13 protein-coding genes are annotated in these 13,279 nt (G+C 70.2%); 5 read left to right on the top strand and 8 right to left on the bottom strand.

Going from position 1 to position 13,279, the window contains the following annotated elements; genetic code table 11:
• Positions 1-30 precede the first annotated feature (30 nt).
• Both C6Y44_RS08835 and C6Y44_RS08830 read left to right on the top strand, forming a co-directional pair.
• On the top strand, positions 31-654 hold the full coding sequence (locus C6Y44_RS08835) for a TetR/AcrR family transcriptional regulator (RefSeq protein WP_225623761.1): 624 nt from the start codon (positions 31-33) through the stop codon (positions 652-654).
• A gap of 140 nt (positions 655-794) precedes the next feature.
• Positions 795-1,160, top strand: a complete 366-nt coding sequence (locus tag C6Y44_RS08830; protein ID WP_225623760.1) for a DUF3349 domain-containing protein — start codon at positions 795-797, stop codon at positions 1,158-1,160.
• Here the strand turns inward: C6Y44_RS08830 and rdgB are convergent.
• The 7 genes from rdgB to clpS form a co-directional block, all read right to left on the bottom strand.
• On the bottom strand, positions 1,157-1,768 hold the full coding sequence (gene rdgB, locus C6Y44_RS08825; RefSeq protein ID WP_159419267.1) for an RdgB/HAM1 family non-canonical purine NTP pyrophosphatase: 612 nt from the start codon (positions 1,766-1,768) through the stop codon (positions 1,157-1,159). The two genes, C6Y44_RS08830 and rdgB, sit on opposite strands and share 4 nt — an antisense overlap.
• 7 nt (positions 1,769-1,775) lie before the next feature.
• Positions 1,776-2,564 carry a ribonuclease PH gene (gene rph, locus C6Y44_RS08820; protein ID WP_159418679.1) on the bottom strand — a complete coding sequence of 263 codons (789 nt, stop codon included), beginning with the start codon at positions 2,562-2,564 and terminating at the stop codon, positions 1,776-1,778.
• A 34-nt stretch (positions 2,565-2,598) separates the two neighbouring features.
• Positions 2,599-3,360 carry a cyclic nucleotide-degrading phosphodiesterase gene (locus C6Y44_RS08815; protein ID WP_088897424.1) on the bottom strand — a complete coding sequence of 254 codons (762 nt, stop codon included), beginning with the start codon at positions 3,358-3,360 and terminating at the stop codon, positions 2,599-2,601.
• Between the two features lie 143 nt (positions 3,361-3,503).
• Positions 3,504-4,130 carry a rhomboid family intramembrane serine protease gene (locus C6Y44_RS08810; RefSeq protein WP_159418680.1) on the bottom strand — a complete coding sequence of 209 codons (627 nt, stop codon included), beginning with the start codon at positions 4,128-4,130 and terminating at the stop codon, positions 3,504-3,506.
• A 26-nt stretch (positions 4,131-4,156) separates the two neighbouring features.
• Complete coding sequence (locus C6Y44_RS08805; protein WP_159418681.1) at positions 4,157-5,251, bottom strand: P1 family peptidase; 1,095 nt, start codon at positions 5,249-5,251, stop codon at positions 4,157-4,159.
• Positions 5,248-5,826: an oxidative stress transcriptional regulator AosR gene (gene aosR, locus C6Y44_RS08800; RefSeq protein ID WP_159418682.1), complete on the bottom strand. Its 579-nt coding sequence runs from the start codon at positions 5,824-5,826 to the stop codon at positions 5,248-5,250. Before aosR ends, C6Y44_RS08805 begins: the two co-directional genes overlap by 4 nt.
• 24 nt (positions 5,827-5,850) lie before the next feature.
• Positions 5,851-6,207: an ATP-dependent Clp protease adapter ClpS gene (clpS, locus tag C6Y44_RS08795; RefSeq protein WP_159418683.1), complete on the bottom strand. Its 357-nt coding sequence runs from the start codon at positions 6,205-6,207 to the stop codon at positions 5,851-5,853.
• Positions 6,208-6,276: 69 nt separating this feature from the next.
• Between clpS and C6Y44_RS08790 the strand changes: the two genes are divergently transcribed.
• The 3 genes from C6Y44_RS08790 to C6Y44_RS08780 are packed head-to-tail and all read left to right on the top strand — an operon-like array spanning position 6,277 to position 10,284.
• Positions 6,277-7,608, top strand: a complete 1,332-nt coding sequence (locus C6Y44_RS08790; protein ID WP_159418684.1) for a nicotinate phosphoribosyltransferase — start codon at positions 6,277-6,279, stop codon at positions 7,606-7,608.
• Positions 7,605-8,231 (top strand): nicotinamidase, encoded by a 627-nt coding sequence (locus C6Y44_RS08785; protein WP_159418685.1) that lies wholly within the window; start codon positions 7,605-7,607, stop codon positions 8,229-8,231. The genes C6Y44_RS08790 and C6Y44_RS08785 overlap by 4 nt, the downstream gene beginning before the upstream one ends.
• 25 nt (positions 8,232-8,256) lie before the next feature.
• A complete protein-coding gene (locus C6Y44_RS08780; protein ID WP_174247057.1) occupies positions 8,257-10,284 on the top strand; it encodes an ATP-dependent DNA helicase in 2,028 nt (675 codons plus the stop codon).
• 21 nt (positions 10,285-10,305) lie between these two features.
• Here the strand turns inward: C6Y44_RS08780 and glgP are convergent, their stop codons facing one another.
• Complete coding sequence (glgP, locus tag C6Y44_RS08775; protein WP_192378744.1) at positions 10,306-12,882, bottom strand: alpha-glucan family phosphorylase; 2,577 nt, start codon at positions 12,880-12,882, stop codon at positions 10,306-10,308.
• Positions 12,883-13,279: the final 397 nt, after the last annotated feature.

The raw sequence follows: 13,279 nt of genomic DNA, 5'->3' as shown, positions 1-13,279 counted from the left end.
TCGCGTTCAATTCGCATTTCCGGTGCGGCGATGAGCCCGAGCGACCGGCGTCGGCGTCGCGCGCCGCAACAGGAACGCTCCCGCGCGATGGTCGAGCGGATCATCGCCGCGGGACGCACGGTTCTGCTGGACAACGGCTACGAGGGAGCTTCGACGAACCGCATCGCGCGCGTGGCGGGGATCAGTCCGGGCTCGGTGTACCAGTACTTCCCGGACAAGGACGCCATCGTCGCCGAGGTGGTGGACCGTTGGACGGATGCGATGCATGCTCGCATTTCGCGCGTGTTCGCGGACGCACTGGAAGGCCCACCCACCCCTGTGTCGGTGCGCGACACGATGGGTGAGTTGCTCGATGCGCTCGCCGAGAATCCGCGCCTGCTGCGGGTGCTCATCGAGGAACTACCGCGCTCCCCCGACAGCCGGCTCGCCGCCTTCGAACGGCGGATCGACGACCTGCTCACCATGTGGCTGCGTTTCCATCTCCGCGGACGCGGCGACCGTCCGGTGGAGGCGATCGCGTGGATTCTCGTGCGCACGGTCGAGAACGTGGCCGTCTCCTACGTTCTCGACCGTCCCCCGATGGAACGGGACGTCGTGGCCGACGAACTCACTGCCATGGTCACGGCGTATCTGCAGGACATGTCACTGCCCTGAAAGGGGACATTCACTGCCCTGACGGGGCGAATCAGGTGTTCCTCGCTATCGTGGCGGGAACCCTGTGACCCTGACAGGGGGTTTCCGCCGGACCCTTCGGTTCGAAGGGTCCGTGCGGGACGGTGAGTGAGGAGGCGACGATGGCGCGTTGGAATCCACGGGTGGTACTGGACTGGTTGCGTGCGGGATATCCCGAAGGGATCCCGGCGAAGGATCACTTCGCGTTGCTCGCCGTGCTCAAGCGTCGTCTCACCGACGAGGAACTCCTCGAGGCGATCGAGACGGCAGCGGCGACCGCGTCCGAGCACCCGGAGCGGCAGGTCGACCACGACACCCTGCGGAAGATCGTGGCAGGGGTGATCCACGAGGAACCGGACCCGCAGGACGTCGAGCGCGTCCGTGAACAGCTGGTCGCTGCGGGCTGGCCCGTCGTGGGCGGTGAACTCTCCCGCGGCGACGAGCCGACCGTACCCGCCGAACCGGGAACGCAGGCCGGCGCGCGCTAGCGGCTCGCGGCGAGCGCAGCGAGGGCGGGCACGAGCTGGGCGAGTGCCCGTCCTCGATGCGACTGTGCGTCCTTCTCCTCCGCGGACAGTTCCGCCGCGGTGCGTTCCTCACCTTCGGGGAGGAAGACCGGGTCGTAGCCGAAGCCGTTCTCGCCGCGCGGCTCGCGCACGATGCTGCCGCGCCATTCGCCGCGCACGACGGTCGTGACGAATCCGTGGTCCGACGGCACCACGAGCGCGCAGGCCGATACGAATGCCGCGCCGCGCCGCTCGTCCGGCACGTCCTGCATTTGGCCGAGCAACAGTGCGGTGTTCGCCTCGTCGTCGCCGTGGCGTCCGCTCCAGCGCGCCGAGAGCACGCCGGGCATGCCGCGCAGGGCGTCGACCTCGAGACCGGAGTCGTCGGCGACGCAGGGCATCCCCGTGGCGACGGCGCCGTCGCGGGCCTTGGCTCCGGCGTTCGCCTCGAAGGTCTCCCCCGTCTCGGGTGCCTCCGGGTAGGGCGGGACGGTGTCGAGGCCTACGAGTTCGATGCCCTCGATCCCGGCGCGGTCGAGCACGCGCTGCAGTTCGCGCAGTTTCTTCGCGTTGCGACTTGCGACCAGCACCCGCACGTCAGACTCCGAACTTCTTCTTGACGACCCCCGCCTCGACCGGCTCGGGCAGGGTGCCCGGGTACGGCTCGGCGAGCACCTCGCGCTGGATCCGGCACAGTTCCTCGATGCCGGCGAGCGAGGAATCGAGCATCGCGTCGAGCGTGGAGCGCGGGAAGGTCGCGCCTTCGCCGGTGCCCTGGACCTCGACGAGGGTGCCCGTCTCGGTGGCGACGACGTTCATGTCGACCTCGGCGCGCACGTCCTCCTCGTAGGGCAGGTCGAGGCGGACGCGGCCGTCGACCACGCCGACGCTGACGGCGGCGATCTGGCACGAGATGGGTTGCGGGTCGGCGAGGCTGCCCGCGGCACGCAGGTAGGTCACCGCGTCGCACAGCGCGACGTAGGCGCCGGTGATCGCCGCGGTGCGGGTGCCTCCGTCGGCCTGCAGCACGTCGCAGTCGATCGCGATGGTGTTCTCACCGAGCGCGGCGAGGTCGATGCACGCGCGCAGCGACCGGCCGACGAGCCGGCTGATCTCCTGGGTGCGGCCGCCGAGCTTGCCTTTGACCGATTCGCGTCCGCTGCGGGTGTGGGTGGCGGCGGGGAGCATTGCGTACTCGGCGGTGAGCCAGCCGAGACCGGAGCCCCGGCGCCACCGGGGGACGCCTTCCTCGACGCTGGCGGTGCACATCACGCGGGTCTGTCCGAATTCGACGAGCACCGAGCCCGCCGGGTGGTTGGTGAAACCCCGGGTGATGCGAATGTTCCGGAGTTCGTCGTCCGCTCTGCCGTCTTCTCGTGTCGTCACTCGTCCGAGCCTAGGCGATCCGGGGACGGGCCTTTCAGATGCGGTACACGTCTCCGGCGGTGACGGCGTGGACCGGTCCGGAGTACTCGGCCTTGGCCTCGGCGATGACGTCCTCGCGGGAGGTCCACGGCGGGATGTGGGTCAGGAGGAGTTCGCCGACACCGGCGAGGGCTGCGACGCGTCCGGCTTCGGTGCCCGAGAGGTGCACGCCCTCGGGGCGTTCCCCCGGCGCGTGGGTCCACGATGCCTCGGCGAGCAGCACGTCGGCGCCGCGGGCGAGTTCGACGACCGAATCGCACATGCCGGTGTCGCCGGTGTAGACGAGGGTGCGGCCGGAGTCACTGGTGATGCGGAAGCCGTAGGCCTCCGGCGGGTGATGGACGCGACCGGGGCAGATGGTCAGGCTCCCGAACCGGATCTGCTCGCCGTCGCCGAGCATCCGGACGTCGAGGGTGTCGCTGACGTCGTCGACCTCGCCGGGGATCTCCGCGGACGCCACGCCGATGCGGTGGGCGGTGCCGGCGGGACCGTAGGTGAGGACGCGGCCCTGCGGCGGGGACGGCGAGTAACGGCGCCAGACCAGCAGACCGGGCAGGTCGAGGCAGTGATCGGCGTGCAGATGGGACAGCAGGATCGACACTTCACCGGGGTCGGCGTGGCGCTGGAGCGCGCCGAGGACGCCGGGACCGAAGTCGATGACCAGGGGCGGGGTGTCCGGTGCCGTCAGCAGGTAGCCGGAGGCTGCGGAATCCGGCCCGGCCACACTGCCCGAGCACCCCAGAACGGTCATGCGCATATCAGCCATGCTGCCATGCCGAAGGTCCCTCGATGAAGCCAACGCGCGTATTGCGGCGCAGACTCACAATGGCCGGGAAGGTGTGACGCGCGGATCGTTCGGCCACTTCGCGTGGCCGATCGGTGGGTTGTCGGCGCGGGTGGTCAGCGCGGCACGACGGAGGTGGTGGTGCGGCGGGCGCGACGCGCGTCCGCGGACAGCGCCCACGCCGCGAGGACGCCGCCGACGGCACCGAAGAAGTGCCCTTCCCAGGAGATCCACGGTTCGCTCGGCAGCACGCCCCACAGCATGCCGCCGTAGAGGAACAGCACCACGACTCCCAGCAGGATCTGCCCGGCCTTGCGGGTGAACACGCCGCGCACGATCAGATAGGTGAGCCACCCGAAGATCAGGCTCGACGCTCCGATGTGGGTCTCGCCCGAGCCCGCGATCAGCCACGTCCCCACTCCTGCGACGACCCAGATGATCGCGGTGGCGGCCAGGCCGCGCCCGATGCCGGAGAGCAGCACCAGGAAGCCGAGGACGAGCGCGGGCACGGTGTTGGCGGTGAGGTGGGCCCAGTCGGCGTGCAGGATCGGCGCGAACAGCACGCCCCACAGCCCGTCGGCGGTGCGGGGTTCGACACCGGCCGCGTCGAGATCGGCGGGGAGCACCGCATCGACGGTCTCGATGCCGTAGAGCATCGCGACGAACCCACCGATCCACAGTCCGGCACGTTGCCAGATCGGCCGGATTCGGGTGTCGGCGCCGGTACCGCTGGGAATGGTCATGGCACCATTCTGCCGTCACGTACCGGTCAGCGGCCGAAGACCGAGGGCAGCACGTCGCGATAGGCGGGGATGTCGGCCACGGAGGTCGCGGACAGGATCGCGTCGACGATCGCGCGTTCGACCACCACCGCCGCGGCTTCGCACACCGCGGCGAGGATCGGCAGTTCGGGGGCGAAGGCCGGGATCGACGGGGCGTCGCGGAGTGCGTCGGAGACGTCGGCGGTGCCGGTCGAGAGGGCGAAGATCGTGTCGCCGTCGAGCGGGGAGTGCGCGGGACGGATCGCGCGGCCGATACCGTCGTGTCCGGTGACCGCGACGCGACGGCACGCCGCCTTCGACAGCGGTGCGTCGGTGGCGACCACACCGATCGTGGTGTTGAGGACGGTGCCCTTGTCGCCGAGCGCGCGGGCCGCGGCGAGATCCGACGCCGACGGCGACGACAGTCCGAGTTCCTCGGCTCGCGCGGCGTCGACGCCCCAGGGCAGGCCGGTCACGGGGTCGAACACCGAACCGACAGGGTTGGCGACCATCAGCGCCGCCACGGTCACCCCGGCTGCGGGACCGTCCGTGATCCGCACGCTCGCCGATCCGATGCCGCCCTTGAGCGCCCCGGCGCGGGCACCGGTGCCGGCGCCGGCGCTGCCGCGGTCGAAGTGCGTGGAACTGGCGGTGGCGGCGGCGGTGCAGCCGGAACCGGCGGTCGGGCGCGCGGACCACTGCCCCACCGGCAGGTCGAAGATAACGGCACCGGGGACGATCGGGACGACCGCGCCGGGCGCGCCCATCGGAATCCCCTTGCCGTTCATCTCGAGATAACGCATCACGCCGTCGGCGGCGGCCAGCCCGTACGCACTGCCACCGGTGAGGAGTACCGCGTCGACGCGCTGCACGGAGTGGCTCGGATCGAGCAGGTCGGTCTCCCGGGTGCCCGGTCCCCCGCCGCGCACGTCCACCGAGGCGACGGCGGACGGGTCGGCGAGCACGACGGTGCATCCCGTGGCGGCGCCCGTACCGGGAATGTCGGGGGTGCCGACGGTGACCTCGGGGTCGAGGCGCTGCCAGTGGCCGACACTCAGACCCGTCACGTCGAGCAGCGAATCGGTCGGTCCCGGCACGATCACGGCTGCAGCGCCTGGACGAGGGAGTCCTGCATCCACGTCAGCCAGTGGTAGACGTCGAGATGCGGGGCACGCGGATCGTCGTCGTCGAGGACGTCGGGGGTGTCGGCGTCGATGCTGAGGGTGGTGCCGAGCGCGAGTCGCACGTCGTTGAGTCCGTACAGCCAGGCTTCGGCCTGTTCGGGATTGAGCACCACCTTGCCGCCGCCTTCGGGCACGGTGCGCAGGATGACCGCGCCGGCGGCGAGCTTGGCGTCGATGATGCTCGGTTCGTGCAGGCTGCGCATCGCACCGTTGAGGTCGGCGGCGTCGTCGTCGACATCGGCGACGGCATCGGCGTCCGGGCGGTGGAAATCGGGCAGGAGGCGGCGCAGCGCCGGGATCTCGGGCGGGGTGGCGTTACCGGTGCGCAGACCCGTCAGCGCCGCGAGGTCGTCCTGCGGGGCCTGTCCGGCGCGTTCCTCGAGCATGCCCAGCACGGAGGACACGAGCGACCGCAGCACCGACGCTTCGTGGGCGTCCATCTCCGACCGGAGCTTGGGGCCGCTGAGCGAGTTCTTCCTGGTCCACTGCCGCACGTCGGTCGGGCCCTCCTGTGGGGATCATTCGTCGCGCTGCATCGTCGCCCACAGTCCGGCGGCGTGCAGACGCTGCACGTCGTGTTCCATCTTGTCACGCGAACCGCTCGACACGACGGCCTTGCCCTCGTTGTGGACCTTGAGCATGAGCTCGGTGGCCTTGGCCTTGCTGTACCCGAACAGCTTCTGGAAGATGAACGTCACGTAGTGCATGAGGTTGACGGGGTCGTCCCAGACCACGGTCACCCATGGCCTGTCGACCGCTTCGATCTCCTCGACGATTTCGGCTTCGGCGGGAACGGCCTGTCCTGCCATGACCGGAACGGCCTGGCCGGCCGTCGAGCGGACGTCGAGCGGAGTGGTCGTACTACACGGCGCCATGTTCCCAGGGTACGACTTCGGAGCACCGCGAAAAACCCGCCTCGGAGGCCGTGGCTCTACAGTGATCGGGTGCCCGAAGCCATTCACCCTGCCGGTCGTCCCGGCACCGCACTGTTCACGGACATGTACGAGTTGACCATGCTCGAGGCTGCCCTGGCGGACGGCACGGGCGACCGCCCGTGCGTCTTCGAGGTCTTCGCCCGGCGTCTTCCCCCGGGCCGGCGGTACGGCGTCGTCGCGGGCACCGCACGGTTGATCGAGGCACTCGCATCGTTCCGGTTCGACGAGGCCGAACTCGGACTCGCAGCCGGTTTCCTCACTCCGCGCACCGTCGAGTGGCTGCGCGACTTCCGGTTCTCCGGCGACATCGACGGCTACCGCGAGGGCGACTTCTTCTTCCCGGGTTCGCCGATCCTGTCGGTGAGCGGCACCTTCGCCGAGTGCGTGCTGCTCGAGACGCTGACCCTGTCCATCTTCAACCACGACAGTGCGATCGCCTCGGCCGCGGCGCGCATGGTGAGTGTGGCCGACGGCCGCGCGCTCATCGAGATGGGTTCGCGGCGCACCCACGAGGAAGCGGCGGTCGCCGCGGCGCGCGCCGCCTATCTCGCGGGCTTCGACTCGACGTCCAATCTGCAGGCCGCGCAACGGTACGGCATCCCCGCGGCGGGTACCGCCGCGCACGCGTTCACCCTGCTGCACACCACGACGGCCGGCCGCGACGAGGCGTCCGCCTTCCGCAGCCAGGTCGAGAGCCTCGGCGTGGGCACGACCCTACTGGTGGACACCTACGACATCACCGACGGCGTGAACACGGCGATCGCAGTGGCCGGCCCCGAACTCGGTGGCGTGCGGATCGATTCGGGCGATCTCGGTGTGCTCGCACGCCAGGTGCGCGAACAGCTCGACGGACTCGGCGCGACCCGCACGAAGATCGTGATGTCCGGTGATCTCGACGAGTACGGGATCGCGGGTCTGCGGGCCGAGCCGGTCGACGCCTACGGTGTCGGCACGTCGCTGGTCACCGGGTCGGGGGCTCCGACGGCGGGGATGGTCTTCAAACTCGTGGAGGTGGACGGCATCGCGGTCGAGAAGCGCAGTGCGGCGAAGGAGTCCCGCGGGGGCGCCAAGCGGGCCGTCCGGTACGCGCGGAGGACGGGCACGCTCGTCGAGGAGGTCGTGTACCCGGCCCGCGCCGAGCAGGTTCCGCCGGGCGAGGGTTCGCAGGTCCACGAACTGATGATCCCGCTGGTCCGTGGTGGCGAGGCGGTCGGCGATCTGCCTACCCTGGAAGAGAGCCGGGAGTATCTCCGGCAGGGCATGGTGCGTCTGCCGTGGGAGGGCCTGACGCTCTCGGCCGGGGATCCCGCCATCCCCACCCGCTTCGTCCGTGAGGGGTGAGTGCCACGCGCGCATTGCTGGTGGTCGACGTCCAGAACGACTTCTGCGAGGGCGGTTCGCTCGCCGTGGAGGGCGGCTCGCGGGTGGCGTCCGACATCACACGGTTCCTGCAGGCGCGCGGTGACGACTACGTACACATCGTCGCGACCCGCGACCATCACGTCGATCCCGGGGACCATTTCTCTCCCGAACCCGATTTCGTCGACTCGTGGCCGCCGCACTGCCGGGCCGGGACGCCGGGTGCGGACTTCCATCCGGAGCTGAGCACGGACCGGTTCGAGGCCGTCTTCTCGAAGGGGGCCGACGACGCGGCCTATTCGGGCTTCGAGGGAATCGACGACGAGGGCACGCCGCTGGTGTCGTGGTTGCGCGACCGCGGCGTGACGGATGTCGACATCGTCGGGATCGCCACCGACCACTGCGTGCGGGCCACCGCGCTCGACGCGGTAGAGGAGGGTTTCGGCGCTCGGGTGCTGCTGCCCTACACCGCGGGGGTGTCGGAGACGACGATCCGCCCCGCCCTCGAGCGGATGCGTGAGGCCGGTGTCGAGCTGGTCATTGACCTTCCCGGCGACACCGATATCACCGAAGTCACAGGTAGTGGGGTCGCAGACCGAAGGTGACGGTGGGGACCGATACCCTGTGCCGGTGCCGGATCTCCCCGAAGTCCCAGAATTGCTGCGAACCGCGGTGCACGCGCTGGGCGGTAAGGAGCGGCGCAACCAGCTGACGATGGCCTCGGCCGTCGCGCACAGCATCGACACCGGCGAACACCTCGCCGTGCAAGCCGGCACGGGTACCGGCAAGTCTTTGGCCTATCTCGTGCCGAGCATCCGGTACGCGGTGAAGACGGGCCGCACCGTGGTGGTCTCCACCGCGACCATCGCGTTGCAGCGGCAGCTCGTCGAGCGCGACCTGCCGCGACTCGCCGACGCCCTCACCGGTTCGCTCGGCCGGCGCCCGCGCTTCGCGATCCTCAAGGGTCGCGGAAACTACCTGTGCCTGAACAAGATTCATACCGGACTCGCCGAGGAGACGCCCGACGCCGAACTGTTCGACGCCTTCGCCCTCTCGCGCATCGGCCGCGAGGTGCGGCGGGTGACGGAGTGGTCGTCCACCACCGAGACCGGCGACCGCGACGACCTGTCCCCCGGTGTCTCCGATCAGGCGTGGCGTCAGCTCTCCGTCACCGCGCGCGAGTGCCTCGGCAAGTCGCGGTGCCCGGTGGGGGAAGATTGCTTCGCCGAGATCGCGCGCGCCGAGGCCGCGCAGGTCGACGTGGTCGTCACCAACCATGCACTGCTCGCGATCGATGCGATCACCGGCATCTCGATCCTGCCCGAGCACGATGTCGTGGTCGTCGACGAGGCGCACGAACTCGTCGATCGGATCACGAACGTCGCCACGGCCGAGTTGTCGCCGGGCACGGTGTCGGCGGCCGCGCGGCGCTGCGTCAAGCTCGTCGAGGACGAGGAGATCGACCGGCTCGACGGTGCCGCCGAGAACTGGGAGTCGTTCCTCGAAGAACTGCCGGCGGGTCGCTGGGACGAACTGCCCGAGGGCGCCGCGGCCGCGTTGGCCTCGATCCGCGACGCCGCCTGGGCCGTGCACACGGCGATCGGACCGGCCAAGCCCGGCACCGATCCCGAAGTCGCCGCGGCCCGCAGTCAGGCGCTGGCGGAGATCGACGAGGTGCACGACTGTGCGGTCCGGGTGCTCACGACCTTCGAACAGCGCGATCCGTCGCAGCGCCCCGACGTCGTGTGGCTCGCCGCCGACGAGTTCCGCGGCAACGTGCGCCGCACCGTGCGGGTCGCGCCGCTGTCGGTCGGCGGATTGTTGCGCAGCCGGTTGTTCGGTGAATCCACGGTCGTCCTCACCTCCGCGACCCTCACGGTCGGCGGGTCGTTCGACGGCCTCGCGGTCAACTGGGGTCTGCCACCGCAGTCACCCGCCCGCAGCGACACCACCTCCGCTTCGGGTGCCGAACCGCCTTCCGACAAGGGCGATCTCGCGTGGAACGGGATCGATGTCGGGTCACCCTTCGATCACGCGAAGGCGGGCATCCTCTACATCGCGAAGCATCTGACGCCACCCGGTCGCGACGGTCTGCCGCCCTCGCACCTCGACGAGATCGCCGAACTCGTCACCGCCGCCGAGGGGCGCACGCTCGGGTTGTTCTCCTCGATGCGCGCCGCGAAGGCCGCCACCGAGGCGCTGCGCGAGCGTCTCGACACGCCGATCCTGTGCCAGGGTGACGACGCGACCGGCGCGCTGGTCGAGAAGTTCGCGGCCGACGAGGCGACGAGCCTGTTCGGCACCCTGTCGCTGTGGCAGGGCGTCGACGTTCCGGGCCCGTCGCTGTCGCTGGTGATCATCGACCGGATTCCGTTCCCCCGCCCCGATGATCCGCTGCTGGTCGCCCGGCAGCGCGCTGTGGAGGCACGCGGCGGCAACGGGTTCATGGCGGTCGCCGCCAACCACGCCGCCCTGCTGTTGGCGCAGGGTGTCGGGCGTCTGCTGCGCAGCACCGACGACCGGGGTGTGGTGGCGGTGCTCGACTCGCGTCTGGCGACCGCGCGGTACGGCGGTTATCTGCGTGCGTCGCTGCCGCCGTTCTGGGAGACGGCCGATCCGGCGGTGGTCCGCCGGGCACTCACGCGTCTGCGCGGCTGAGTACCCGGCGGGTCCGGTCTCCTACGGGAGCGCGACCATCCCGAGTTCCGCGGGTGAGGCGAGCAGGCCGTGCTTGGGCAGCACCCGCACCGTGTAACCGACGGCGCCGGCGAGCGGCAGCGGCACCGTCGCGGTGAACTCCTCCCCCAACGGGTCGGTGCCGATGTGTTCCATCGGCACGGTGACGGGGTCGCCGATCGTGTCGTCGGAGCTCACCCGCCCGACCACGGCCTGCACCTCGACATCTTCCGGGGTCAGGTCGCCGAGCTGGACGTGCGCGGTCAGCCCCAGCGGCAGGCCGATCTGCGGCACGTCCGGAATCGGCGTCGAATCGACCTGCGCGACACGCACTCCCGGCCACGCCGCCTCGATGCGGTGCCGGTAATCGGCCAGCGCCCGTGCACCCGCGTAGTCGTCGGCGGTCACCTTCGCGGCCGCGGCGGCAGCGGGGATGTAGTAGTCGACGGCGTAGTCGCGCACCATGCGCGAGGCGAGCACCTTCGGGCCGAGATTCTCGAGCGTGTGGCGCACCATCTCGATCCAGCGGGCCGGCACACCGTCGGGGTCGCGGTCGTAGAAGCGCGGCAGCACCGAGCGTTCGAGCAACTCGTACAGCGCGGCGGCCTCGAGGTCGTCGCGGCGGATGTCGTCGACGCCGTCGGCGGTGGGGATGGCCCAGCCGTTCTCGCCGTCGAACATCTCGTCCCACCATCCGTCGCGGATGGACAGGTTGAGACCGCCGTTGAGGGCCGACTTCATGCCCGACGTGCCGCACGCCTCGAGCGGGCGCAGCGGGTTGTTCAGCCACACATCGCAACCCCAGTACAGATAGCGGGCCATCGACATGTCGTAGTTGGGCAGGAAGACGATGCGGTGCCGTACGTCGTACTCGTCGGCGAACCGCACGACCTGCTGGATGAGTGCTTTACCTCCGTCGTCGGCGGGGTGGCTCTTGCCGGCGACGACGAGCTGCACGGGTCGTTCGTCGTCCAGCAGCAGCGCGCGCAGCCGCTCGGGGTCGCGCAGCATCAGGGTGAGGCGCTTGTAGGTGGGCACGCGCCGCGCGAACCCGACGGTGAGCACGTTCGGATCGAAGACCGACTCGATCCAGCCCAGTTCGGCCTCGGTGGCGCCGCGTTCGAGCCACGACTCGCGCAGTCTGCGACGCACCTCGGCGACGAGCTGGGCGCGCAGCGTGTTGCGGGTCGACCACAGCTCCTTGCGGTCGATGGTCTGGAGCAGTTCCCAGCCGCGGGCCTCCTCGACCCGGTCGGGTCCGGCGAGGCGGTTGGCGAGCGCGATCCATTCGCGCGCGGCCCAGGTGGGGGCGTGCACACCGTTGGTGACCGAGCCGATCGGCACCTCGGCGGCGTCGAATCCGGGCCACAGTCCTTCGAACATGCCGCGGCTGACCTCGCCGTGCAGCTTCGACACGCCGTTGCAGCGCTGGCCGAGGCGCAGACCGAGATGGGCCATGTTGAACACGTTCGGGTTGCTCTCGCGTCCGAGCGCGAGGATGCGGTCGACGGTGAGGCCGGGCAGCAGTGCCGACTCGTTCTCGCCGTTGGTGCCCGAGAAGTAGTGACGCACGAGATCGATCGGGAAGCGGTCGATGCCCGCGGGCACGGGGGTGTGGGTGGTGAAGACCGTGCCGGCCCGCACGGCGGCGAGCGCCTCGTCGAAGTCGAGGCCGGCGCCGGTGACGAGTTCGCGGATGCGTTCGGCGCCGAGGAAGCCGGCGTGTCCCTCGTTCATGTGGAAGACGTCGGGGTCGGGCAGGCCGTGGATGCGCGTGTAGGCGCGCACGGCGCGGACACCGCCGACGCCGGCGAGGATCTCCTGCTTGATCCGGTGGTCCTGGTCGCCGCCGTAGAGGCGGTCGGTGACCCCGCACAGCTCCTCGTCGTTGGACGGGATGTCGGAGTCGAGCAGCAGCAGTGGGACGCGCCCGACCTGGGCGATCCAGATCCGCGCATCGAGTGTGCGTCCGCCCGGCACGGCGACCTGCACGAGCGCTGCGGTGCCGTCGGACTCGGTGAGCAGTCGCAGCGGCAGGCCCTGCGGGTCGTAGGAGGGGTAGTGCTCCATCTGCCAACCGTCGGCGCTGAGCGACTGCCGGAAGTAGCCGGAGCGGTAGAGCAGGCCGACGCCGATGAGCGGCAGGCCGAGATCGGAGGCGGCCTTCAGGTGGTCGCCGGCGAGGATGCCGAGACCGCCGGAGTAGTTCGGCAGAACCTCGGTGACACCGAACTCCATGGAGAAGTAGGCGATGCCGGCGGGCAGTGTCGTGCCGCGCTCCTGTTGTTCCTGGAACCAGCGGGGTCGGGTGAGGTAGTGCTCGAGGTCGGCGGCGGCGGCGTCGAGCCGGGCGAGGAAGTCGCCGTCCTCGGCGAGCGCGTCGAGTCGGGCGGGCGGCACCTCGCCGAGCAGCCGGACGGGGTCGTTGCTGCACCGGCGCCACAGGTCCGGGTCGACCGATTCGAACAGGTCCTGGGTCTGCGGGTGCCACGACCATCTGAGGTTGGCCGTCAGGGCTCCCAGCGCAGCCAGCCGCTCGGGAAGGTGGGCTCGTACGGTGAACCGGCGCAGTGCTTTCACGGGGTGAACACTACCGACCGCGGACGCTTCGTGACGGCCGGGCGGCCGATCTCACGTGCCCGCATCCACGCCGGTCGCGGACGGGATCGCCCGGCACACGGAGAGGCCCCGCGGCGTGCACACCGCGGGGCCTTCTCTCCTGTGGCCGACCCCCCGTCGGCCGGTGGACTCAGAGTCCGCCGAGGAGCAGGTGCAGCAGGTCTCCGACGACTCCGATCAGACCGGCAACCAGACCCATGTGTTCTTCCCTTCGTCGTGCCTCCGGGGAGGCTGTTGTTGTCTTGCAGAACAAACAGTAGGGAGCGGGATGTTGCCGTCCGATCAATTGAAGTGAACGCTGAGTTACAGATAATTTCGGTGCTGCAGAGGGGATCCTTCGCGGGTCCCGCCGCATGCA

Source organism: Rhodococcus rhodochrous (assembly GCF_014854695.1).
Taxonomy (GTDB): Bacteria; Actinomycetota; Actinomycetes; order Mycobacteriales; family Mycobacteriaceae; genus Rhodococcus.
Note: the sequence above shows the minus strand (reverse complement) of the source record. Positions and strands in the feature narration are given on the sequence as shown.